This window comes from Thiomonas islandica, assembly GCF_055383445.1.
This window is the reverse complement of record NZ_AP042391.1, coordinates 908,113-930,242: the sequence shown is the minus strand read 5'-3', so window position 1 is coordinate 930,242 and position 22,130 is coordinate 908,113. Positions and strand designations below refer to the sequence as shown.

Annotated in this window: 19 protein-coding genes; 10 read left to right on the top strand and 9 right to left on the bottom strand. The window is 66.3% G+C overall.

The window, feature by feature from the left end:
* The first annotated feature begins 112 nt into the window (after nucleotides 1-112).
* On the top strand, nucleotides 113-685 hold the full coding sequence (locus ACZ47F_RS04460) for a chalcone isomerase family protein (RefSeq protein ID WP_464926094.1): 573 nt from the start codon (nucleotides 113-115) through the stop codon (nucleotides 683-685).
* Between the two features lie 318 nt (nucleotides 686-1,003).
* On the opposite strand, the gene ACZ47F_RS04455 is transcribed toward ACZ47F_RS04460, so the two are convergent.
* From ACZ47F_RS04455 to rpe, 3 genes are all read right to left on the bottom strand, one after another.
* The gene (locus ACZ47F_RS04455) at nucleotides 1,004-1,216 is read right to left on the bottom strand and encodes a hypothetical protein (protein WP_464926093.1); all 213 of its coding nucleotides are present in this window, start codon (nucleotides 1,214-1,216) and stop codon (nucleotides 1,004-1,006) included.
* 201 nt (nucleotides 1,217-1,417) lie between these two features.
* Nucleotides 1,418-2,119, bottom strand: coding sequence for a phosphoglycolate phosphatase (gene gph, locus ACZ47F_RS04450; protein WP_464926092.1), 702 nt, complete (start codon nucleotides 2,117-2,119; stop codon nucleotides 1,418-1,420).
* On the bottom strand, nucleotides 2,119-2,817 hold the full coding sequence (rpe, locus tag ACZ47F_RS04445) for a ribulose-phosphate 3-epimerase (protein ID WP_464926091.1): 699 nt from the start codon (nucleotides 2,815-2,817) through the stop codon (nucleotides 2,119-2,121). The genes gph and rpe overlap by 1 nt, the downstream gene beginning before the upstream one ends.
* Before the next feature lie 56 nt (nucleotides 2,818-2,873).
* Between rpe and apaG the strand changes: the two genes are divergently transcribed.
* The 4 genes from apaG to ACZ47F_RS04425 all read left to right on the top strand — a co-directional run bounded on the left by apaG (nucleotide 2,874) and on the right by ACZ47F_RS04425 (nucleotide 7,624).
* A complete protein-coding gene (gene apaG, locus ACZ47F_RS04440) occupies nucleotides 2,874-3,248 on the top strand; it encodes a Co2+/Mg2+ efflux protein ApaG (protein WP_464926090.1) in 375 nt (124 codons plus the stop codon).
* A complete protein-coding gene (locus tag ACZ47F_RS04435) occupies nucleotides 3,248-5,377 on the top strand; it encodes a site-specific recombinase (RefSeq protein WP_464926089.1) in 2,130 nt (709 codons plus the stop codon). Before apaG ends, ACZ47F_RS04435 begins: the two co-directional genes overlap by 1 nt.
* Nucleotides 5,377-6,630: a murein transglycosylase A gene (mltA, locus tag ACZ47F_RS04430; protein ID WP_464926088.1), complete on the top strand. Its 1,254-nt coding sequence runs from the start codon at nucleotides 5,377-5,379 to the stop codon at nucleotides 6,628-6,630. Before ACZ47F_RS04435 ends, mltA begins: the two co-directional genes overlap by 1 nt.
* A gap of 238 nt (nucleotides 6,631-6,868) precedes the next feature.
* The gene (locus ACZ47F_RS04425) at nucleotides 6,869-7,624 is read left to right on the top strand and encodes a sulfite exporter TauE/SafE family protein (protein ID WP_464926087.1); all 756 of its coding nucleotides are present in this window, start codon (nucleotides 6,869-6,871) and stop codon (nucleotides 7,622-7,624) included.
* 15 nt (nucleotides 7,625-7,639) lie between these two features.
* Here ACZ47F_RS04425 and ACZ47F_RS04420 read toward each other — a convergent pair whose 3' ends face one another.
* Nucleotides 7,640-7,822, bottom strand: a complete 183-nt coding sequence (locus ACZ47F_RS04420) for a hypothetical protein (protein ID WP_464926086.1) — start codon at nucleotides 7,820-7,822, stop codon at nucleotides 7,640-7,642.
* Nucleotides 7,823-7,895: 73 nt separating this feature from the next.
* Here ACZ47F_RS04420 and ACZ47F_RS04415 point away from each other — a divergent pair, with 73 nt between their 5' ends.
* The 5 genes from ACZ47F_RS04415 to ACZ47F_RS04395 all read left to right on the top strand — a co-directional run bounded on the left by ACZ47F_RS04415 (nucleotide 7,896) and on the right by ACZ47F_RS04395 (nucleotide 13,256).
* Nucleotides 7,896-8,411, top strand: coding sequence for a CZB domain-containing protein (locus ACZ47F_RS04415; RefSeq protein ID WP_464926085.1), 516 nt, complete (start codon nucleotides 7,896-7,898; stop codon nucleotides 8,409-8,411).
* 150 nt (nucleotides 8,412-8,561) lie between these two features.
* Nucleotides 8,562-9,656 carry a uroporphyrinogen decarboxylase gene (gene hemE / locus ACZ47F_RS04410; RefSeq protein WP_464926084.1) on the top strand — a complete coding sequence of 365 codons (1,095 nt, stop codon included), beginning with the start codon at nucleotides 8,562-8,564 and terminating at the stop codon, nucleotides 9,654-9,656.
* A 342-nt stretch (nucleotides 9,657-9,998) separates the two neighbouring features.
* Nucleotides 9,999-12,299 carry a primosomal protein N' gene (locus ACZ47F_RS04405; RefSeq protein ID WP_464926083.1) on the top strand — a complete coding sequence of 767 codons (2,301 nt, stop codon included), beginning with the start codon at nucleotides 9,999-10,001 and terminating at the stop codon, nucleotides 12,297-12,299.
* 133 nt (nucleotides 12,300-12,432) lie between these two features.
* Nucleotides 12,433-13,020 (top strand): CBS domain-containing protein, encoded by a 588-nt coding sequence (locus tag ACZ47F_RS04400; RefSeq protein ID WP_464926082.1) that lies wholly within the window; start codon nucleotides 12,433-12,435, stop codon nucleotides 13,018-13,020.
* A 107-nt stretch (nucleotides 13,021-13,127) separates the two neighbouring features.
* Entirely contained in the window at nucleotides 13,128-13,256 is a 129-nt protein-coding gene (locus tag ACZ47F_RS04395) for a hypothetical protein (RefSeq protein WP_464926081.1), read from the top strand.
* 310 nt (nucleotides 13,257-13,566) lie between these two features.
* Here ACZ47F_RS04395 and ACZ47F_RS04390 read toward each other — a convergent pair whose 3' ends face one another.
* The 5 genes from ACZ47F_RS04390 to ACZ47F_RS04370 all read right to left on the bottom strand — a co-directional run bounded on the left by ACZ47F_RS04390 (nucleotide 13,567) and on the right by ACZ47F_RS04370 (nucleotide 21,990).
* Nucleotides 13,567-14,817, bottom strand: coding sequence for a c-type cytochrome (locus tag ACZ47F_RS04390; protein ID WP_464926080.1), 1,251 nt, complete (start codon nucleotides 14,815-14,817; stop codon nucleotides 13,567-13,569).
* 261 nt (nucleotides 14,818-15,078) lie between these two features.
* Nucleotides 15,079-15,411, bottom strand: a complete 333-nt coding sequence (locus tag ACZ47F_RS04385; protein WP_464926079.1) for a chemotaxis protein — start codon at nucleotides 15,409-15,411, stop codon at nucleotides 15,079-15,081.
* A 58-nt stretch (nucleotides 15,412-15,469) separates the two neighbouring features.
* Complete coding sequence (locus ACZ47F_RS04380) at nucleotides 15,470-19,159, bottom strand: indolepyruvate ferredoxin oxidoreductase family protein (RefSeq protein ID WP_464926078.1); 3,690 nt, start codon at nucleotides 19,157-19,159, stop codon at nucleotides 15,470-15,472.
* 242 nt (nucleotides 19,160-19,401) lie between these two features.
* Nucleotides 19,402-21,171 carry a hypothetical protein gene (locus ACZ47F_RS04375; protein ID WP_464926077.1) on the bottom strand — a complete coding sequence of 590 codons (1,770 nt, stop codon included), beginning with the start codon at nucleotides 21,169-21,171 and terminating at the stop codon, nucleotides 19,402-19,404.
* 222 nt (nucleotides 21,172-21,393) lie between these two features.
* Complete coding sequence (locus ACZ47F_RS04370; RefSeq protein ID WP_464926076.1) at nucleotides 21,394-21,990, bottom strand: MliC family protein; 597 nt, start codon at nucleotides 21,988-21,990, stop codon at nucleotides 21,394-21,396.
* Between the last annotated feature and the right edge of the window lie 140 nt (nucleotides 21,991-22,130).

The window sequence follows — 22,130 nt, the reverse complement described above, 5'->3', positions numbered from 1 at the left end:
CAGAAAAGAGCGCGCACTCGGCTTGGCCCGACTTTCGGTGAAAACCCGAACAGGCAAGCGGTTGGCTGATCAAATAAGATTTGACTGATATTCGACCACCCGAGGATCCAACATGAAAAACGTTTGGGCTGCCACCGCGTTCGCGCTGGCGACGACCTTCGGCGCTGCAAGCGCTCATGCCGCCATCAAAGTGAGCGGCGTGCCTCTGATGCAAACCGCCCCGGCCAACGGCGTGCCGTTGCTCATCAACGGCGCGGGCGTCGTCAACCTGGGCGGCAAGATGGCCGCTGCGGTGTATCTTCCGCAGAACACGACCTCGACCAGCGACATCATGACGATGCCGGGCGCCAAGTCCATCCGCCTGACCGCGCTGGCCGATATCTCCGGCCCCGCATTGGCCAAGGCGCTGGAAGCGGGCGTGAAAAAGAGCGTGTCGACCGCGCAATACGCCGCCTTCAAGCCGGCGATGGAGACCTTCGCCAAACAGCTCGCCAGTGTCAAGCAGATTCCCAAGGGCGAGACCGTGGAACTGCTATTCGAGCCGTCCAACGGCATCGTGCTGATGGGCCCTGGCGCGCACATCATCCCCGGCACCGGCAATGCCGAGCTGTACCAGGCCATGCTGCGCATGCTGCCCGCCGGTGTGCTGTCCAGCCCCGCGGTGCAAAAGCAGAATGTGAGCTGAGAATCGCATCACGCCGCTTGCAAGGCCGCGGCCTCGTCCGCCGCCTTGCAAGTAGTTGGCTCAAAAAAGCCAGCGCACGCTCAAGCCCTTCGCTTAACGAGTTCAAGCAAGGGGCTGGAGACGGCCTTGACTAACAGGCCGTTGAAAAACGTCGCGAGGATGGCCAGATGCAAGGCGCACGGCGCGCAGCGACCAAGACATATCAAATAGATAGGCGAGGCAGCGCGCACCGTGCAACGCCGCAGATGGCCCACCGCAGTAGTTTTTCAACGGCCTGCTAAGGCTTGCTGGAGGTCGCCACCGGCCGCTCCAGCATGTTCAGACGCCAGCGCACGGACATGAGAAGAATCGGTCGATGGCGTGCAGGCTGGCCTTCGGGTGCAACCGGGCCTTGTGGTCATCGTCCAGGTCGCCGAAGTCGGTGAGGTAGCAGACTGCCTTCTCGGGTTCGGCCTGGCTCGGGAACGGGTGGGTCGCACAGCGGGCTGGCGACTTGCCGATGGCGGCCGCCGCAGCGAGCTCCCGCTTCATCATGCGCCCCTTGACCGGGTCCTCATCGCGCTGCGGGTTCGCATCGCATTCGGCCGAGAACGCGGCTACTCAGTCTTGCCAACCGGGAGTATGCCGATCAGGCGCTGCTTTTCGACAGGTGAGGCGAGGGGCTTGGCGCAGGGCGGGCTTTTCTGCTTTTCTATTACCGGCCGGCTTTTTCGATGCGCTCGGACAGCCGGCTCAGGCAAGAAGCAGATCGCCGATGCGGTCGGCAAACGCGTCGGCATCCGCGCTGCGGATGGGCTCGCCGTGGTTGTAGCCGTAGGTCACCAGCGCCACCGGGCAGCCGGCGGCGCGTGCGGCCAGCGCGTCGTTCTGCGAGTCGCCGATCATCAACACCTGCGCGGGCGGCAGACCGAGCTGCTTGCAGGTTTCGAGCAGGGGCATCGGGTCGGGCTTTTTGCGCGGGAAGGCATCACCGCCGTTGACGATCTCGAAATACTGCAGCAGACTCTTCATCTGCAGCAGTTCGCGCGCCAGGGCGGTGGGTTTGTTGGTCGCACAGGCCAGCCGCAGGCCGGCGCGCTTGAGCGCAGCCACGCCTTCGGGGACGCCGGGAAACGGGTCGGCAAACTGGCCGTTGAGCTGGGTGTATTCCTGCAGATAGATCTCGATCGCCTGGGGATAGAGGGCTTGTGCCTGCTCGTCTGGCAGGTGCAGGCGCAGGCATTGCAGCACCAGGTATTCGGAGCCTTTGCCGATGCGGTGCTCGACGTCCTCGCGCGACAGTTCGGGCAGCCCCAGCAGCCGCATGGTGGCATTGGCCGCGGCGTGCAGATCGCCCAAGGTGTCGACCATGGTGCCGTCCAGATCGACGATGGCGGCCAGCACGGCATGGCCTGCGATGGTGACCGCAGGCGGCGTGGCGGTGCGCGCGTCCATCAGGCGACCTGCGCGAGCTTGGCGCGCATGGCGTCGATCACGGCCTTGTAGTCGGGCTTGCCGAAAATGGCGCTACCAGCAACAAAGGTGTCGACACCGGCAGCAGCGGCGGCGGCGATGTTGTCGGGTTTGATGCCGCCGTCGATCTCCAGCAGGATGTCGCGGCCGGTCTGCGCTTTGTAAGCGTCGAGCCTGGCGCGCGCTTGGCGAGCCTTAGGCAGCGCGCTTTCGATGAAGCTCTGGCCACCAAAACCGGGGTTCACACTCATCAGCAGCACCAGATCGACCTTGTCCATCACATGGTCGAGGAGGTTCAGCGGGGTAGCCGGGTTGAACACCAGTCCGGCCTTGGCACCGCTGTCGCGGATCATCTGCAGGGTGCGGTCGACATGCTTGCTCGCCTCGGGATGGAAGCTGACGATGTCGGCCCCGGCCTTGACGAACATCGCCGCCAGCGTATCCACCGGCTCGACCATCAGGTGCACGTCGAGGGTGACGGGGGTGCCGTCGGCCTTCTTGCAGTAGGGCTTGATCGCCTCGGCCACCAGCGGGCCGATGGTCAGGTTGGGCACGTAATGGTTGTCCATCACGTCGAAGTGGATGAAGTCGGCGCCGGCGTCGATGACGTTGCGCACTTCCTCACCCAGACGGGCGAAGTCGGCCGACAGAATGCTGGGGGCGATGCGGTAGGTTTTCATGAGAGATCATTCTAGGGGAACACCCGCGCGGCCCGACGATCTCTAGAATCCGGCGCATGTCTGCCTATCAGTTTTCCGTTTCCGTCATTCCGCAATACCTGCCCGAACAGTCCGATCCGGATCGGGGGGTGTATGCCTACAGCTATACGGTGACGGTGATCAACACCGGCCGCGTGGCCGCGCAGCTCATCTCGCGCCACTGGATCATCACCGACGGCGCCGGCAAGGTGGAAGAAGTGCGCGGGCTCGGGGTGGTGGGGCAGCAGCCCTTTCTCAAGCCAGGTGAGGCGTTCGAGTACACCAGCTGGGCGCAACTGGGCACGCCCACCGGCAGCATGCGCGGCAGCTACTTTTGCGTCTCCGAGGACGGCACCCGCTTCGAGGCATTTATTCCCGAATTCGCGCTGGTGCAGCCGCGGAGCCTGCACTGATGCTCTGGCTTTGCTCCCGGCGCAAGGCCGCAAGCAAAGCCCTCGCCAGCGCACAAACGCTGCTGGCGCGGGCGAATGCCGAATTGCCGCCGGTGGAGCAAGTGCTGTGGCTGGTCGACGCATTGGACTGGCTGCGCCACGGCCCGCCTGCGCACGCCCTGCGCGAGGGGCTGAACCGCACCGCCCAGGACCAGCCGCCCACACCCGGCGCCGCAGACCTTCCGGCGGAAATCCAGCGTCTGGACGCACTGCTCGACCTGCTGGCGCATCAGCCGCAGCAGGCTGCGCAGGTTGCGGCCATCCTCACCGGGCTGTTGCGGCACACCGACCCGACGCTGCTGCTGGCGGATTTCGGCTTCAGCACGCGTTCGTCGTTTTTCAGCGAACTCACTGAGCGGCTGGCGCGCAAGCTGCTGCCGGCGACACCCGAAACCCGCGATCTGGCCGTGCTGTTTTCGCTGTTCTTTCCCGAGCCCGGCGACGTGGTGTGGCTCGACGCGCTCGACGCCACGCTGCTCGCGCGCCTGACCGACCTGCTTGCCGCCGCACCGCAAAGCAACACCGAACGGTCTGCAGCGACGCTGTGGCGTGCTGCGCTGACCGATGCCCTGATCTTCACCGTCAGCCAGATCCGCGCCGCCGGGTTTTCGCCCGATCTGCGGCTGCGCATGGCCGGCTCCGCCCCGCAGGGAATGGACGCCCAGGCGCCGTTCCGGCAACTTGCGGCGCAGGCCGATGCGGTGCTGGCGCAGCTCGACCGCCCCGCGCCCGACACCCCATCCAACGCGCTGCCACAGGCGCTGGCGCTGTTTCGCGCAGGGCTCGCCGCCTGTCGCCAGCAGGCTGACGCGGTCAACGCCCATCTGGAGGACTATGGCACGTCGGTCAGCCTGGTCTATGCACTGCACGAACTGCACCAGCGCATCGACCGCGCCGAGGCGCTGCTCAACTGCTTGGTGGGCGACAATCCAGCACGCGACACCGCGCATCTGCTGTCGGATTTCGCGTGGCTGAACACCCAGCGCCGCAGCGTGCGCGCGCTGTGGCGGCAAAACACCGCGCTGCTGGCGAAAAAGATGGCCGAGCGCCACGCCGAATCGGGCGAGCAGTACATCACCCGTGACCGCCGCGAGTACCGCGCCATGCTGCGCGCGGCCATGGGCGGCGGCCTGGTCATGGGGCTGACCACCTGGATCAAGGTGGGCATTCTGAGCCTGCACACCGCGCTGTTCTGGACCGGGCTGCTCGCGGGGCTGAACTATGCGGTGAGTTTTGTTATCGTGCAGCTGATGCACTGGACGATTGCCACCAAGCAGCCGGCGATGACCGCTCCGGCACTGGCCGACAAGTTGGGAGAGCTGTCCAAGCCCGGCGGGGTAGAGCGCTTTGTCGACGAAGTGGCCAATCTCACCCGCTCACAATCAGCCGGGGTGTTCGGCAATGTGCTGGTGGTCATGCCGGTGGCGCTGCTGATCGGACTGGGCGGGCTAGCCTGGTTCGGGCCGCAGTTCATGCCGGTGCCCAAGGCCGAACATGAGCTGCGCTCGCTGTCGCTGCTCGGCCCCACGCCGCTGTTTGCCGCGTTCACCGGGGTGCTGCTGTTTCTGTCGGCTTTGATTGCCGGTTGGGCGGAAAACGCGTTCGTGCTGCACCGGCTGGACAGCGCAATTGCCTGGAACCCGCGCATCCGCCGTCGTCTGGGGCCGCAGCGCGCAGCGCGCTGGGCGGCGTGGTGGCGGCGCAACGTGGGCGTGACCGCGGGCAATGTGTCGCTCGGTCTGCTGCTGGGGTTGACTCCGGAGTTTTTCCACATTTTCGGCATCGACCTGCAGGTACGCCATGTCACCCTGTCCTCGGGCCTGTTCGGCGCGGCCTGCGCCAGCCTGGGACCGGCGGTGGTCAACGATCCGGCGTTCTGGTGGGCACTGGCGGGCATCGCGGTCAACGGCGTGCTCAATGTCGGAGTGAGCTTCTATCTAGCCTACCGCCTAGCGCTGCGGGCGCGCGGCATTCAGGTCAAGGAACGCCGCGCGATCTATGCCAGCATTGCCAGCCGTTTGCTGCGCCGTCCGTGGAGTTTCGTCCTGCCTCCGCGCCGGGCTGCAGCCGAGACCGACCAAGCTGCGTGATGCCATACCTGCCGTCCTTGACCGACTGGCCGCGCCGGGCGTGGCTTGCGCTGATTGGTCTGCTTGCCCTGCTGCTGGCCGCGTGTGCTGCCGCCCCTCCCGCCGCACCGCCCGCGCCGGCAGCAAGCCCGTCGCCCGCTGCTGCGGCCTGGCCTGCGCCGCAGGCGGCAAGCTCCGCCGCGCTGACCGGCCCCGCAGTGCGCCTGCTGCCGGCGCAATGGGCCGATCTGCCCGGCTGGACGCAGGACGATTTTGCCGGGGTCTGGCAGGCGTTTCGACGCGACTGCAGCGCGCGGCTGCCCGCGCAAATGGCGGCTGTGTGCGCACGCGCGGCCACCGTGTCTGCCGCAGACATCTCGGCGCAGCGCGCGTTTTTCGAGGCGCATTTCGCCCCCTGGCAGATCGCACCGGCCAGCGGCCGCGACGAACCGGGGCTGATCACCGGCTATTACGAGCCGGTGCTGCACGGCGCGCTGCAGCGCGGCTGGCCGTATGTGGTGCCGGTCTGGGGGCCTCCGGCCGAACTGGTGCCGCGCACTGCGGGGCCAGACGGCATCAGCGGCGGCCGCGTGGTCTGGGTCGATGGCCAGCAGCGCGTCATGCCGTTTTGGAGCCGGGCGCAAATCCAGTCCGACCCGACAGTGCAGGCGTTGCTCGATCGCCGGGTGGTGGTCTGGCTCGACAGCGCGGTGGACGCGCTGTTCCTACAGGTGCAGGGCTCTGGTCTGGTGCGCCTGCCCGATGGACAGATTTTGCGGCTGAGCTATGCCGGCACCAACGGCTGGCCGTACAAATCGGTCGGGCGCTGGCTGCTCGACACCGGGCGGGTGAAAGGAACGGTCACCATGTCCGTCATCCGCGCCTGGGCACGAATGCATCCCGACGAGGTGCCCGAGATGCTGGCGGCCAATCCGCGGGTGGTGTTTTTCAGCGCCGCGATCGACACCGACCCGCAGCGTGGCCCCACCGGCGCGCTGGGCGTGCCGCTGACAGCGATGCGCAGCATTGCGGTCGATCGCAACAGCATCGCCCTCGGGCTGCCGGTGTGGCTGTCCACCCAGCAGCCTTATGACGCCAGCGCCCCGACGGTACAGCCGCTCAACCGTCTGGTGTTCGCGCAGGATGTCGGCGCGGCGATCACCGGCTCGGTGCGCGCCGATCTGTTCACCGGCACCGGAGACGCCGCGGGCGAGCTGGCCGGACGCATGCAGTGGCCGGGGAAAATGTGGGTCTTGCTGCCAACCGGCCGATGAGGCTGTCTGCAGATAAACTCCGAACGCCCGCATCCCGCGCATCGGCTGGCCAAGCTGCCCGCGCGCTAACAGGCCGTTGAAAAACGTCGCGAGGATGGCCAGATGCAAGGCGCACGGCGCGCAGCGACCAAGACATATCAAATAGATAGGCGTGGCAGCGCGCACCGCGCAACGCCGCAGATGGCCCACCGCAGTAGTTTTTCAACGGCCTGCTAAGCCGCCGTCGATCCCCTCGCCCATGCCTGCCGATCTGCCAACCCTTGCGCTGGTGTTTGCTGCTGCGTTTTTCGGTGCGGCACTCAATGCCGCCGCCGGAGGCGGCAGCTTTCTCACCCTGCCCGCGCTGATCTACGCCGGCATGCCGCCAGTTGCGGCCAATGCCACCGGCACCACGGCGCTGCTGCCGGGCTATCTGGCCAGCACCTGGGGATTCCGCGAAGATCTGGGCGCGCCGCGCGCAGTGGGCATGGCCGCGCTGATGCTGACCTGTCTAGCGGGTGGAGGCATCGGCGCCGGGCTGTTGATCATCACCAGCAATGATGCATTTCGGGCACTGGTGCCGTGGCTACTGCTGTTCGCCACCGCGCTGTTCGCCTTCGGCCCAGCCCTGCTGCGCACCCTCGGGCGCCACCCCGGACAGCACGCCTCGATGCTGCAGGCCCTGCTCGGGCTGTTCACAGTGAGCGTGTATGGCGGGTATTTCAACGGCGGACTCGGGGTGCTGCTGCTGGCGCTGCTGACCCTGATCGGCGAAGTTCACCTCAACCGCATGAACGCGCTGAAAAGCGCCATTTCGGCGGTGTTGACCGTGTTCGCGGTGGCGATTTATGCCAGCGCGGGCATGGTGCACTGGGGCTGGGTGGCGCTGATGCTGCCGGCCGTGCTCGCCGGCGGCTACGTCGGCGCACGCACGGCGCGGCGCGTGCCGCGCGAATGGATGCGCTGGGGCATTGTGCTCATCGGTCTGGTGATGAGCGCGCTGTTTTTTCGCTGATCTTCCGGCGGGCGCTCAAGAATCGCCGTCCTTGACGATCAGGTACACGCCCAGCCCCACCAACCCCATCCACAGCGCGACCGCCCCCGTGCCCAGCCACTGCGCGGCCTGGTCGAGATACAGAAGAAACAGCGCGGCCAGCGCCAGGATGCCGTTGCCAAACCAGAAGCGTGGTCCGTGTTTGGGTTCTTGTTGCACAGATCCTCCCGAGTTGATAATGAGGTGCAGCCTATCGTGGGGCGATGCTAAAAAGCATCAGCCGCGTGCAGACTTGGCCCCTCATCTGCCAAATCTTGATGCCCCTCAGCCCAAGGCGCACCGCCGAAGCGCACCGCCGAAGTTTCATTATGAATACTATATTTTTTGGGCCATCAGCCCAACTATCGCCAACCCAATCCTTATGGAACTGAACTTTTTTACGGCGACAAACGCCCACAAAGCGTGGAAGAAGCGCTTGCACGATTGCATCGGCGGCGCCTGCTCCACACTCGACCCGGACGCCATCGCGCTGGACAACCGCTGCGATCTGGGCAAATGGCTCCATCACATTCGCGAAAGCCATCCGTCGCTGAGCACCGACACTCAGCGTCTGTTCACACAGCTGCTTGAAGAACACGCTGCATTTCATCGCGCGGCCGCCGATGTGGCTCGTCTCGCTTTGGCGGGTCAGCAGAAAGAAGCGCTGCAGCAATTGCAAGGCGGAGGCGATTTCGCCCGCATTTCAAATCAAGTCATCGGCACCTTGGGCGAGCTTTATATCAAACGCAGGGAATTCGGCATGGATTGAACCGGCTCAAGCCCGGATGATCCATCCCGGCCGGTGAGCGCGACTGGCGCGCCCGCGCCGTCGTCCATTGTCCCCACAGAACATCCGGATTGAAACACCCAGAGAAAAATGCGTGCTGGGCTGCGGCTGCAGTTTGCGACAATACCGCCCATGACCGCGCCCATTGCCAATGACACCTTCCTGCGCGCACTGCGCCGCCAGCCGACCGACTACACCCCGTTGTGGCTGATGCGCCAGGCCGGGCGCTACCTGCCGGAATACAACGCCACCCGCGCCCGCGCCGGCAGCTTTCTCGCGCTGGCGCAGAACCCGCACTTCGCTACTGAGGTAACGCTGCAGCCGCTTGATCGCTACGCGCTAGACGCGGCCATTCTGTTTTCCGACATTCTCACCGTGCCAGATGCGATGGGGCTGGGGCTGCGCTTCGAGGCTGGCGAGGGGCCGAAGTTCGACCGCCCACTGCGCACCGAGGCCGATGTGGCCGCGCTGCAGGTACCCGACATGGACAAGCTGCGCTATGTGTTCGATGCGGTGACCGAGATCCGCCGCGCGCTGGTGCAAAACGGCCGCCAGCGCGTGCCGCTGATCGGCTTTTCCGGCAGCCCATGGACGCTGGCCTGCTACATGGTCGAAGGCGGCGGCAGCGACGACTACCGCACGGTCAAAACCCTGCTCTACTCCCGCCCCGACCTGATGCACCGCATTCTGGCGATCAACGCCGAGGCGGTGGCACAGTACCTTGGTGCGCAGATCGACGCCGGCGCGCAGGCTGTCATGGTGTTCGACAGCTGGGGCGGGGTGCTGGCCGACGGCGCGTTCCAAGAGTTCTCTCTGGCGTACAGCCAGCGCGTGGTCGCCGCGCTCAAGCAGCGCCCGGGTGCGGCGGACGTGCCGGTGATCCTGTTCACCAAGGGTGGCGGCCAGTGGCTCGAAGCCATGGCCGACACGGGGGCCGACGCACTCGGGCTGGACTGGACGACCAATCTCGGCCAAGCCCGCGCGCGCGTCGGCCAGCGCGTGGCGCTGCAAGGCAATCTCGACCCCAATGTGCTGTTCGCGCCGCCTGCGGCGATCGAAAAGGAAGTGCTGCGGCTGCTGCACAGCTTCGGCCCAGTGCAGGCCGGCGCGGGGCATGTGTTCAATCTCGGGCATGGCATTTCGCAGTTCACACCGCCGGAGCATGTGGCTGCGCTGGTCGAGGCAGTGCACACCCATAGCCGCGCGCTGCACCCTGCCGTCAATTGATGCCCTTCGGTGCATCACCGGCAGCGCGCAGCCGCTGTGCAAACCGGAAATCTCCCGGCTTGTCAAGCTTGACAAACCGGCTTATGCACATTTTTGGCGCATGTGCAATGCAACAAGTTGATCACAGACTTGGCTTGAGATTTACCGCTACAACTCATTGATTCATAATGGTTTTCACAAAATTTCACGATCCGGCAAATGATTTTGCACAGCTTTATCCACAGGCCGTGTAACGACGCACACCCAACTGATGCACAGAGTTATCCACACCCTCCGGGCAGCGAAATAAATCCTTATCTAGCCCCGACTTAGCTGCCTGTCCTGTCCCTGCGCACCGATTCCATGCCCGTCGTCCTCCAGGTTGCCATCGACGCGCCGGGTCTGCAGCCGCTCGATTACCGCACCGAAGCGGTGCTGCCCGCCGGGACTCTGGTGCGGGTGCCGCTGGGGCGGCAGACGGTGACCGGCGTCGTGCTAGGGCAGGCCGAGTCTGTCGCCGACAGCACGGTGGCGCTACGTGACATTGCCGCGGTCTTCGATGCGGTGCCCGCGCTGCGGCCCGACTGGCTCGATCTGCTGCAGTTCGTCGCGCGGTATTACCAGCGCGCCCTGGGCGAGGTGATCGGCGCGGCGCTGCCCGCCCTGCTGCGCAGCCGCCAACCGCAGGCCGTCGCCGCGGCACCACGACAGACCGCGACCGAGGCATACCGCTGCACCGAACTGGGCCGCAGCGCCCTGCCCGCGCAGCTCTGGCCGCGCAGCACGGCGCAATGGCGGCTGGCGCAGGCGCTGGGCGTGGCTGTGCCCAACGCTGTGCAGCAAGACTCGGGCTCGACCTCGACGACTGGTTTGCTGCCGCTGCCTCAGGCCCGCAGGTTGCATCCACAGGCCGCCCGGGTGTTGCGGCAATGGCAGCAGGCGGGGTGGGTCGAGGTGGTCCAGGAGGACACGCCCGCTGATGCCAGCGACACACCGCCGGCGCTGCACCCGCAGCAGGCGCAGGCCGTGCAGGCGATTGCGTCCAGCACCGGGTTTGCACCGTTTGTGCTGTTCGGCGTGACCGGCAGCGGTAAGACCGAGGTCTATCTGCACGCTGCAGCGCAGGCGCTGCAGCGTGACCCGGCGGCGCAGATTTTGGTGCTCACGCCCGAGATCAATCTCACCCCACAGCTCATTCGCCGATTCGAGCAACGCTTCGGCGCTGCACACCTGGCCGTGCTACACAGCGGCCTGTCCGAAGGGCAACGGCTGCGGCACTGGCTGGCGGCCCACACCGGGCGGGCGCGCATCGTGCTGGGCACACGGCTGGCGGCGCTGGCGTCGATGCCGCGGCTGCGGCTGATCGTGGTCGACGAGGAGCATGATGCGTCGTACAAGCAGCAGGAGGGCGCACGCTATTCGGCCCGCGATCTGGCGGTCTGGCGGGCGCAGCAACTGGGCATCGCCGTGGTGCTCGGCTCGGCCACGCCCTCGCTGGAGAGCTGGCGAGCAGCGCAGACCGGGCGCTACCGACTGCTCACCCTCACCCAGCGCGCCAGCGGCATGCTGCCCCGCGTACGACTGGCCGACATTCGCCGCGACCCGTTGCTGCGCACCGGCGGGGCACTGATCGGCCAGGCCCTAGATGCCGCGATCCGCCTGCGCCTGCAGCGCGGCGAGCAGAGCCTGCTGTTCCTCAACCGCCGCGGCTACGCCCCGGTGCTGATCTGCCCGGACTGCGGCTGGGTGTCGGACTGCCCGCATTGCGACGCGCATCTGGTGTTTCACCGCACCGACCGCAGCCTGCGCTGCCATCACTGCGGTCACCAGAGCACGGTACCGCGCGCCTGCCCGAATTGCGGCAGCCTCGACCTGCAGCCCGTGGGCAAGGGGACGCAACGGGTGGAGGAGGCGCTGGCCGAGCGCTATCCGCAGGCCCGCATTGCCCGCATCGATGCCGACACCACGCGGCGCAAGGGCGCGGCCGCCAGCCGCTTTGACAGCGTGCACGCCGGCGAAGTGGACATCCTGGTGGGCACGCAGATGGTGACCAAGGGACACGACTTCCAGCGCGTCACCCTGGTGGCCGCGCTCAACCCGGACGCTGGGCTGTTCAGCCACGATCCGCGCGGCCCCGAGCGCCTGTTCGCGCAGCTCATGCAGGCTGCGGGGCGCGCCGGACGGGCCGTGCGGAGCGCGCCCGGCGGGCAGGATCTCGGCCATCCCGACCGGCCCGCACCCTCTGAACCCGAAATGCTGGTGCAGACCGCGCATCCCGAGCATCCGCTGTACCGCGCGCTGATGGCGCACGACTACCCCGGATTCGCGCAGGCCGAACTCGCCGAACGCGAGCGTGGGGGTATGCCGCCGTTTTCCTTTCAGGCCCTGCTGCGCGCGGAACACAGGCAGATCGAAGAGGTGGAAGCATTTCTCGACCGCGCCCGTCAGCTCGCGCTGCCGCTTGCGCTGGACCTGGGCGTGACCGTCTATCCGCCCATTCCCGCCGCACTGGCGCGCATAGCCGATGTGCACCGCATGCAGATGCTGCTCGAGGGCGCACACCGCGGCGCGCTGCAGACCCTGCTCACCCGCTGGCGCGCCGAGCTCGCCGCGCTGCGCGCACGGGTGCGCTGGGCGATCGACGTCGATCCGCTGGAATACTGAAACTCCGATTTGCCTCATCCGGTCATGGTTTCGACATTTCGATACACCGTGATGCGGCAGGGCGGATTAAATTCAAGCCATCAGCCGCTTATTGCAACGCAGCAATCATCTTTTCGCTTTGGAGAGCTGCATCATGTCCACGCAACGCCTGCTGCATCACCACCCGCTGCCTGCGGGCACCCCGATCGTCGCCTTCGACCAGGACCGCCCCGGCAGCGTCACCCCCGAGTCCCCCGCAGTCGATGTCATGACCGACCTGCGCCGTACCCCGGCATTCACCATCGAGCCTGACGCCTCGGTCAATACCGCACTGCAAAAAATGATGCACGCCGGGGTGCGGCTGCTGCTGGTCACCAACCCGGCAGGGCATGTGGTCGGCCTGATCACCGCGCGCGACCTCATGGGCGAAAAACCGGTGCGTGTGGCCACCGAACACCAGATCCCGCGCGACGCGGTCACCGTGGCGCAGTGCATGGTGCCGCAGCAGCACATCGAGGTGCTCGACTATGCCGAGGTGCTGCGATCCACCGTGGCCGAGATCGTGCTCACCCTGCGCCACTCGGGGCGGCAGCATGCGCTGGTGCTCGAGTCTGACGGCAAGCCAGCGGTGCGCGGCATTTTCTCTGCGGTGCGAATCGGTCGGCAACTGGGAATCGAACTGCAGCCCAGCGGCCAGATGCAGAGCTTTGCCGAACTGGAGCAGGCAATCGCCGCGGTTTAACAAGGCCTGCGTCAACGCGGCGCGAGGCGCTGGTTCGCCCACAAGGCCAGGCCCTAGCGCCGTGGCGTTGGGAAAAACCCAAGCTGGACGGGGCGATGAACAGGGGAATGGCCACGCCCCAGAAACCGCCCACCTTGAGCACGGCCAGCGCCAACCTCACGCTCGCCCAGATCGTCAGACTGAGCATGGCGCGGCGCGACAGCACGCCGCTGCCCACGCGAGCCAACAGCGCGTGATTGATTTGCGACGCTGCAATCAGGCCCAGTGCATTGGCGCCGAACACACAGGCGAATTGCGCCGAACTCAGCCCGAATACCTGCATGAACACGAACGGCGCTCCGGCGATGTAGGCGAACATGGCCGACTGCCCAGCGCCCCGCTGAGGGCCCAGCCGATAAAGCGCCGATCACGCAACAGATCGAAATCAGTGCGCAAGGCATTGCGTACCGGGTGCCGCCTGGCGCTGCAGCGCGCTGGTTCGGGCCATGCCGCGCATTGTCGCAGCGCTGCGGCGGTGCCACTGCGGCTGACATTGGCCGGTTGCGATCAGTGCGAGGTGATGGCGCGCCGCAACTCCTTGACCTGCTCGGCTGAGACAGGCTCAGCGGCGTTGCCCCAGCTGGTGCGGATGAAGGTGACCAGATCGGCCACTTGCTGGTCGGACAGCTGCGCACCGAATGGTGGCATGACCATCGGCGTGGGCGCCGAGGCAGTCACCGCGGTGGTCGCTCCGGCCAGGATAGCGTGGATCGCGTTGGTCGGGTTCAGGCAACGCACTGACGGATTCCCCACCAGGCTGGGAAAGGCCGCTGGCACGCCCTGTCCGGTGGGCTGATGGCAGGCCACGCAGTGCTGCTCGTACAGCGCCTTGCCGCGCTGCACTGCGGCGGGGTCGGGCCGGGTACTGGCCAGCTGCGCGCTGACCTCGGGCGGCAGCGCCTTCAGGTAGGTGCCGATGGCGAGCAAATCGTCAGCGGTCACATGCTGGGTGCTGTGGTGGATGACCTCGGTCATGCCGCCTGCCACGGTGAAATTGTTCACGCTGCCGGTCTTGAGCAGCTGCGCGAAATCCTGTGCGCTCAGGGTTTTTTGCAGACAGGAACTGCGCAGATTGCTCGCGTACCAGTGCTCAACCGTGCCGCCGGTAAGATAGAGTTTGCCGCTCGGCCCTTTCGCGCTGAGTGCCTTTTCCTGGAAGAACAGGCCGCGCGGGGTATGGCAGGCACCGCAATGTCCCAGACCCTCGACCAGATACGCGCCGCGGTTGTAGGCCGCGCTTTGCTTAGGGTCGGGCTGGAAGGTGGTGTCACGCACGAACAGCCAGTTCCAGATGGCCAGCGGCCAGCGGATGGTCATCGGCCACATCATGTCGGGCTTGCGATTCGGTGTCGGCTCGGGCGGCACGCCACGCATGAAATAGGCGTAAAGCGCCTGCATGTCCTCCTGGGTGATGCGCGCGTATGAGGGATACGGCATCGCCGGATAGAGATGCTTGCCGCCCGGCGCCACACCATGCCGCACCGCGCGGTCGAAATCGGCAAAGCTGTAGTTGCCGATGCCGTGGGTCTTGTCCGGGGTGATGTTGGTCGAGTAGATCACGCCGATGGGCATGACCATCTTCAGCCCGCCGGCGAAGGGTTTGCCGCCCGGCGCGGTGTGACAGGCCACGCAGTCTCCAGCGCGCGCCAGATACGCCCCGCGCTGCACCTGCTGGTCGGAAAATTTGGCCGCCGCCAGACCGCATTGCGCGGCCAGCAGCCCGGCCAGCATGACACGCCACCCCATTTTCTGGTTCATACCTGTTCCTGTTCGGCGCTGCGATGAAAAAAAGTTTGCAGCGCAACAATCTGTCATCAGGTTACGGAGTGTGGCGGCCCTCGGGGTTGATGCAGGCCAAAGGACTGCGACACAGTGTCGCAACCGGCGCCCGGCGACAGGCAGACAGGCGGCGGACGGGTTGACCTGCTGCAGGGCCGGGTGCAGACCCCTGTATTCCGCCCGCACGGCAAACAAAAACTCGTCGCGCAGGCAGAGTGCCAACGCGCCAACCGCAGCGCTTCAGCGCAGCAGCGCTGCGAGGGCCAGCACCAAAGCCACGGCGCCCAGGCCCACCGCCAGTGCGGCCCAGCGCTGCTGTTTGCGCTGCGCCTGGGCGAGTTGCAGGCCGGCCTGCTCCAGCGCAGAGACCGTGGTTTGCAGTTGCTGTGCGAGCGCGCGCACATGTTCGGCGTTGTGCGTGACCGCGGTTTGCAGCTCCTCGATCTGCCGTTGCAGCGACTCGGCAGCCTCTTTGTCTGACTTGCGTTGCTTGAACACTGGCAGCGCGATCTTGGCCACCGATTCGATATACGGCAGCGCGGTATTGATGGCGGTCATCCAGGTCGCGGGCATGGCATCGGTCGAAAACGGCGGGCCGGGCGATTATCGGCGAAATCGCCCGGCCCGCATTTCAAGCGGTATGCGGTGCACGCGCCGCTGTGTCCTGCTGCGCCGCGGGCTGTCGCCACTGCTGCATGAAGCGATCCCACTGCGGCAGCACCTGCTCCAGATGGCGCTGCTTGACATAGCCAAAGCCGCGGATGCCGTCGGGCAGGCGGGCGATCTGCACCGCAAGGCTCAGGCGCTGCGGTGTGGCCTGATCCAACCCGCGCAGCAGTTCGATGACCGTCTCGCGGTAGCGCTGGATCAGCGCCCGCTCGCGCTTGCGCTCGGCGGTATGACCGAAGGGATCGAACGCGGTGCCGCGCAGCACCTTCAGCGGCGCGAGCAGCCGAAACACCACACCCATCCACGGCCCGAATTCGCGCTTGATCGGCTCGCCGTTGGCATTGCGTTTGCTCCACAGCGGCGGTGCGAGAAAGTAGTGGCGCTTGAATTCGCCCTCGAACTGCTGCTGTAGCTGCCGGGCAAAGGCCGGATCGGACTGCAGGCGCGCGACTTCGTACTCGTCCTTGTAGGCCATGAGCTTGAACAGATTGCGCGCCACGGCTTCGGTCAGTGCAGTTGACGCCAGCGACGCCTCGGCGGCGCGCACCTGCGCGACCAGGTCCGCATATTGCTGCGCGTAGGCGGCGTTCTGGTAGGCCGTGAGAAACGCCACGCGGCGCTGAACGATCTCGTCCAAGGTGGGCCGCTTGACCAGCTGGATCACCTGCTCGGCCGCACTGAACTGGGCTGCCCCCAAGCTCGCCTGCGTCCGCTGCCCTCCGTGGGGGCGCTCGCCGTCTTGGGACGGCCCGGCAGCGGCGAGGGCGGCGATCCCCTGCGGGTCGTGCGCGGCGCGGCGGCCCCACTCGAATGCCGCCTTGTTCTTGTCCACCTGCACTGCGTTGAGCTCGAACGCGCGCATCAGCGCGGCGTGGCCCAGCGGAATCCAGCCCTTCTGCCAGGCAAAGCCCAGCAGCATGGGGTTAGCGTAAATCGCATCCCCCAGCAGGTGCAGCGCCGCGGTCTCGGCGTCGAATCCGGCCACCTGCCCGGGGCCGGCGGCCTGCTCGATCGCGCGGCGGCAGGCAGCAGCAGGGAATTGCCAGTCGGGGTGGTGCACGAAACTAGCGGTGGGCGAGCCGTGGGTGTTGAGCGCCACCCAGGTCTGTCCCTGGCGCATGCGCGAGAGGGTTTCGCGGTCGGCGGTGACGATGGGATCGCAGCCCAGGATCAGCTCGGCCTCGGCCAGGGCGATGCGGGTGGTGTGGATCTGCTCGGGCGTCTGCGCGATGAGCACATGGCTCCAGGTCGCGCCGCCCTTTTGCGCCAGCCCCGCGGCGTCCTGGGTGACGATGCCCTTGCCCTCGATGTGCGCCGCCACGCCGAGCAGCTGCCCGATGGTGATGACCCCGGTGCCGCCCACTCCCGCCACCAGAATGCCGTAGCAGCCGCCGCCGGCGCGGTCGGCCTTGATGGGGTCGGGCACATCGGGCACGGGCACCGGCGGCAGCGCCTGCAGACCAGCGCGGGCTTCGGGCTTGCGCAGCTGTGCCCCTTCGAGCATGACGAAACTGGGGCAAAAGCCCTTGAGGCAGGAGAAATCCTTGTTGCAGCTGCTCTGGTTGATGGTGCGCTTGCGGCCGAACTCGGTGTCCAGCGGCTCGACAGACAGGCAGTTGCTCTGCTCTGAGCAATCGCCGCAGCCCTCGCACACGAGCGGATTGATGACGACGCGGCGCGGCGGATCGGGCAGCTTGCCGCGCTTGCGCAGGCGGCGCTTTTCGGTGGCGCAGTACTGGTCGTAGATGATCACGCTCACGCCGGGCACGTCGCGAAGACGGCGCTGGATGGCGTCGAGCGCGTCGCGGTGGTGCACGGTCACGCCGGGGGCGAGGTCGTTGACCTGCCGGTACTTGTCCGGCTCGTCGGTGACGACCACGATCTGCCTGACCCCCTCGGCCAGCAGCTCGCGGCTGATCTGCGCCACGCTCAAATGCCCTTCAACCGGCTGGCCCCCGGTCATCGCCACGGCACCGTTGTACAGAATTTTGTAGGTGATGTTGACTCCGGCCGAGATGGCCTGGCGGATGGCCAGCAGACCGGAGTGGTAGTAGGTGCCGTCGCCCAGGTTGGCGAACACATGCCGCTCCCGGGTGAACGGCGCCTGCCCGACCCAGGCCACGCCCTCGCCGCCCATCTGGCTGAAGGTGGAGGTGTTGCGGTCCATCCAGACCACCATGTAGTGGCAGCCGATGCCGGCCATCCCGCGCGAGCCTTCGGGCACACGGGTGCTGGTGTTGTGCGGGCAGCCCGAGCAGAACCAGGGCAGCCGCCGCTCTGCCGTCGGTACGACGGCCAGCGCGGCCTCGGTCTGGTCGATCACGCGCAGACGCTCGGCCACCCGACGCTGCAGGTCCACCCCGGCATCACGCAGGATTCCCAGCTTGTCCAGCCGGCTGGCAATGGCGCGGGCGATGACCGCCGGACTCAGATCGCCCTTGGCCGGAAGCAGCCAGTTGGTCGCGGGGTTGGGTTGACTCCATTCGCCGCCCGATCGGTCGCCGTCGCGCTCGTCGAACTTGCCGATGACATTGGGCCGCACGTCCTCACGCCAGTTGTACAGCTCCTCCTTGAGCTGGTATTCGATGACCTGGCGCTTTTCCTCGACCACCAGAATCTCCTGCAGCCCAGCGGCGAACTCGCGGGTGAGCTGCGCCTCCAGCGGCCACACCACCGCGACCTTGTGCAGGCGAATGCCCAGGCGCGCGCAGGCGGCATCATCCAGCCCCAGGTCGGCCAGCGCCTGCCGGGTGTCGTTGTACGCCTTGCCCGAGGCCATGATGCCCAGCCGCGCGTCCGGGCTGTCCATCACGGTGTGGTTCAGGCGGTTGGCGCGGATATAGGCCAGCGCGGCATACCACTTGACATCCATCAGCCGCGCTTCCTGCGATAGCGGATCGTCCGGCCAGCGGATGTGTACTCCGCCTTCGGGCAGGACGAAATCCTCCGGCAGCACGATGCGCACGCGGTCGGTGGACACATCGACCGAGGCCGACGACTCGACCACCTCCTGGATGGTCTTCATCCCCGCCCACAGGCCGGAATAGCGACTCAGCGCAAAGGCGTGCAGGCCCAGATCGAGAATGTCCTGCACATTGCTCGGAAAGAACACCGGCAGGCCGCAGGCCTTGAAAATGTGGTCGCTCTGATGCGCCGCGGTGCTGCTCTTGGCCACATGGTCGTCGCCAGCCACCGCGATCACCCCACCGTACCGCGCCGTGCCGGCCATGTTGGCATGCTTGAACACATCCGAGCAGCGGTCCACCCCCGGCCCCTTGCCGTACCAGATACCGAAGACGCCGTCGAACTTCTTTTGCTGCGGGTAGAGATCGAGCTGCTGCGTGCCCCACAGCGCAGTGGCCGCGAGCTCTTCGTTGACCCCGGGCTGGAACACAATGTCGTGCGCCTCGAGCAGGGCCTTGGCCTTCCACAGCGCCTGGTCGTAGCCGCCCAGCGGCGAGCCGCGGTAGCCTGACACGAAGCCCGCGGTGTGCAGGCCGACTGCAGCGTCGCGCTCGCGCTGCAGCATGGGCAGACGCACCAGGGCGTGGATGCCGCTCATGAACGCGCGGCCGGAAGTGAGGGTGTATTTGTCATCCAGCGACATGGTCGCCAGCGCATGACGGATGTGCTCGGGTAGCGGAGCGTTCATCGTCTGTCTCCTTGTCGGGGCGCACCTTGCGTGGGCTGCGCCTAGGGGTCACCGATCGGCCGCCGATCAGGCAGGCCGGGCAGATGCGGCGCCACACCCGGTGCGGGCCGCACGCCGTCTTGTGGACGGCGACCGGCTTGATGCCGGTAAAGCGATGCTAGTGCGACTGCGCAGGAGTGAACAGGGGAGAAGCAATAGGCGCTTTTGGCTTGCGGACATGGGTCCGCAAACGCCCCGCACGATCAGCCGAAGGAGGGCAGGATGAGCACGTAGGTATCGACCGGCGCGTTGGGGTTGACCACCGGATTGCTCGGATTGCCGTCGCCCCAGTCGCTATTGAACAGGATGCGCGTGCCGCTGGTGCTGAAGGTCACGTTGGGCTGCGCCCAGTAATTGCTCTGCGGTGCGTTGCTGTAGTTGCCGGTGCTGCGATGATGGGCGATGCGCCAGGTCACGCCGCTGGTCAGGTTGGTGATCATCATCTCCTGGTCGAGAATGGTGCAGGGGTTGGCGGTCGGGCCGCTGTTGCCGCCGGACCCCGGCGTCGCCTGCCCGTTGCTGCCCGTCCCGTAGATGTTGCCGGTCATGCCGGTGACGACCCAGGAGGGGTTTTTCCACGCGGTCGACCCGCTGAGGCTGCCCGTTGCAGGATAGCCCCAGCCACTGCTCTCGCCGACGAAATTGCTCACTGCGCCGGTGTTGAGGTTGCAGACGATCACGTTGCCGTTGCCGCCGGTGTTGCGCGAGAACTGCGAGCCCACCAGCAGGTCGTTGCCGTTTGCGTCCATCGCGGTGTCGCAATGTTCGTTGGTGTCGAAATCGACCCAGCGCACCAGCTTGCCCGTGGTGGCGTCGAGCACGGCGCTTTGCACCGACGGGGTCGAGTTCAGCCCCGGCGCGGCATTCCAGACGAAGAACTTGCCTGATACCGACGGGAATGGTGTCGAACCTCGGGCCTGCGGCTGCGGCACAACGCTTGTGTCGTACAGCGTGAACGCTCTGGTGGCCTCGTTGAAGCCGAACACCCACAGGCCCAGCTCGCCTGCGACATTGGGCACACTCGGCCCGAATGCCCCCAGCCCCCAGATGCGCTGCCCCTGCGCATTGACGCCCAGAGCAAACGGATAGCCGCAGCGCACACCCTGCGTGTCTTTCGGACAACCGGGTGGCAACCCGTTGGGCAAGAAGCTGTAAATGATGGTCTTGACGCCCGTCTCGACATTGATCGCGGTGAGGTCTGCCAAATACTGGCTGCCCATCTGGTGGTTGTCGATATAGCGCAGCGTCGCTGGATCGGCATGATCCCAGTAAAACTGCTCGACATCGCCAGGATTGATGTCGAGGAACTTGATGAAGGCATAGGTCGTCCCGTCATACAGAGCCCAGCCCTGTTTGCCACCCGCCTGCGCCGTCGAGCCGGGCGCATAAAGGATGAAGCGGGTTTCATCACAGTTCCACGCCATTGCCGTGGGATAGGCTGGCGCGACGCAAAGATTGTTGAAGTCGTTCACACCGTCGGTGATGCGGATGATCGTCGTGCCGAAATCGGGGTCGGTGATGCGCTGCCCCTTCGCCGGCTTGGCCAGCGCGGTGTAGGGAACCGGTGCCTTGCCAAACTGCTTCATGCCGGCGGAGAGGTCCAGATTGGCCTGCACTGCTCCCGACGTCGGACTGGTACCTGATGTCGGACTGGTACTTGATGTCGGACTGGCACCTGACGTCGGACTGGTACCTGATGTCGGACTGGTACCTGATGTCGGACTGGCACCTGACGTCGGACTGGTACCTGATGTCGGACTGGTACCTGATGTCGGACTGGTACCTGATGTCGGACTGGTACCTGATGTCGGACTGGTACTTGATGTCGGGCTAGTGCCTGATGTCGGACTGGTGCCCGACGTCGGGCTGGTAACCAATCCGCCTGCGCCGCCACCTCCGCAGGCAGCCAGCGAGCCCAACGCCGGCAGGGTGAGCAGAGACTTCTGGATGAACCGACGGCGCGATGGCTGCATGGGGGAACTCCAGTGATGGCTGCACTCGTGCCGCTGGCCTGCGTGTGCGCCTGCACGCGCCATACCGATCCACCCCAGGCAAGCGGCGCCCTCGAGCGGCCCGGTAACGGCGAAAAATGCACATCGCCTGACGCGAAAAATCGAATAGATCACATTGTAGAGGGTGACAAGCCCTCCTTCAATAACGGTGTGTAAGTCCTGCTTGCGCCCGGTCGCCGCGGCTCATTGCTGCTGGCAGACCGTGGTAGTGTTCTGCAGGAAATTGGTCACGGTGGCCTGGCGGCCCTTGAACCACACCTGGAAGGCGCTGTTGCGGTAGCGCGCGCCGTCGGCCGAGACGGTCTGATCCAGTGTGAGATTGCCCAGAGCGGTTTGCAGCGTGACCGACACGTCGCCGAACGTGGCAACGAAGGACGTGCCATCCTGGCAGTTGAAGCGCACCGCGCCCGGCGGCAGTGCAGGCGCCGCCTGCTGCGGGGCAGACTCCTCGGGCGCTGCGGCCGCAGGGGCGGACTGCGAAGCACCCGGGCTCGCCGGTGCGCTGGCCGCCGGGGCCACGCCTGCCGGGCCGAGCGGCTGCACGGTGATCGGTGCGCTCGGCGCTAGGGGTTGGGCCTGACTAGTCGGGGCCTGCGGCACCACGGGTGCGTAGGTCGATGGCGGCACGGTGACCCGCGGAGCAGGGGGATTGAGCTGCTGCACCGGCACCGGCTGGTTGAGGTCCACCGGCGTGGCGCAGCCCGCCAGCGTCAGCACACCCAGCGCGGCAGCGCCAGCGCCCAGATGCCCCAGGATGCTGCGTCGATGTTGCGGTTTCATGCACGGACTCCCGAAAACAGTTGTGGAAATTGAACCATACAAACACGACCAGCCGCTCCGCGTGCTGCCGTACAACTGGGGAGACTTGTCGAGGACGCGCAGGCGCACCGGCTCCTTATGATGCGGCTTAAAAACCGCCC

Coding starts and splice junctions, on each gene's coding strand:
- ACZ47F_RS04460 (WP_464926094.1), top strand. CDS start 113: ATGAAAAACGTTTGGGCTGCCACCGCGTTCGCGCTGGCGACGACCTTC.
- ACZ47F_RS04455 (WP_464926093.1), bottom strand. CDS start 1,216: ATGAAGCGGGAGCTCGCTGCGGCGGCCGCCATCGGCAAGTCGCCAGCC.
- gph (WP_464926092.1), bottom strand. CDS start 2,119: ATGGACGCGCGCACCGCCACGCCGCCTGCGGTCACCATCGCAGGCCAT.
- rpe (WP_464926091.1), bottom strand. CDS start 2,817: ATGAAAACCTACCGCATCGCCCCCAGCATTCTGTCGGCCGACTTCGCC.
- apaG (WP_464926090.1), top strand. CDS start 2,874: ATGTCTGCCTATCAGTTTTCCGTTTCCGTCATTCCGCAATACCTGCCC.
- ACZ47F_RS04435 (WP_464926089.1), top strand. CDS start 3,248: ATGCTCTGGCTTTGCTCCCGGCGCAAGGCCGCAAGCAAAGCCCTCGCC.
- mltA (WP_464926088.1), top strand. CDS start 5,377: ATGCCATACCTGCCGTCCTTGACCGACTGGCCGCGCCGGGCGTGGCTT.
- ACZ47F_RS04425 (WP_464926087.1), top strand. CDS start 6,869: ATGCCTGCCGATCTGCCAACCCTTGCGCTGGTGTTTGCTGCTGCGTTT.
- hemE (WP_464926084.1), top strand. CDS start 8,562: ATGACCGCGCCCATTGCCAATGACACCTTCCTGCGCGCACTGCGCCGC.
- ACZ47F_RS04405 (WP_464926083.1), top strand. CDS start 9,999: ATGCCCGTCGTCCTCCAGGTTGCCATCGACGCGCCGGGTCTGCAGCCG.
- ACZ47F_RS04400 (WP_464926082.1), top strand. CDS start 12,433: ATGTCCACGCAACGCCTGCTGCATCACCACCCGCTGCCTGCGGGCACC.
- ACZ47F_RS04395 (WP_464926081.1), top strand. CDS start 13,128: ATGGCCACGCCCCAGAAACCGCCCACCTTGAGCACGGCCAGCGCCAAC.
- ACZ47F_RS04390 (WP_464926080.1), bottom strand. CDS start 14,817: ATGAACCAGAAAATGGGGTGGCGTGTCATGCTGGCCGGGCTGCTGGCC.
- ACZ47F_RS04385 (WP_464926079.1), bottom strand. CDS start 15,411: ATGCCCGCGACCTGGATGACCGCCATCAATACCGCGCTGCCGTATATC.
- ACZ47F_RS04380 (WP_464926078.1), bottom strand. CDS start 19,159: ATGAACGCTCCGCTACCCGAGCACATCCGTCATGCGCTGGCGACCATG.
- ACZ47F_RS04375 (WP_464926077.1), bottom strand. CDS start 21,171: ATGCAGCCATCGCGCCGTCGGTTCATCCAGAAGTCTCTGCTCACCCTG.
- ACZ47F_RS04370 (WP_464926076.1), bottom strand. CDS start 21,990: ATGAAACCGCAACATCGACGCAGCATCCTGGGGCATCTGGGCGCTGGC.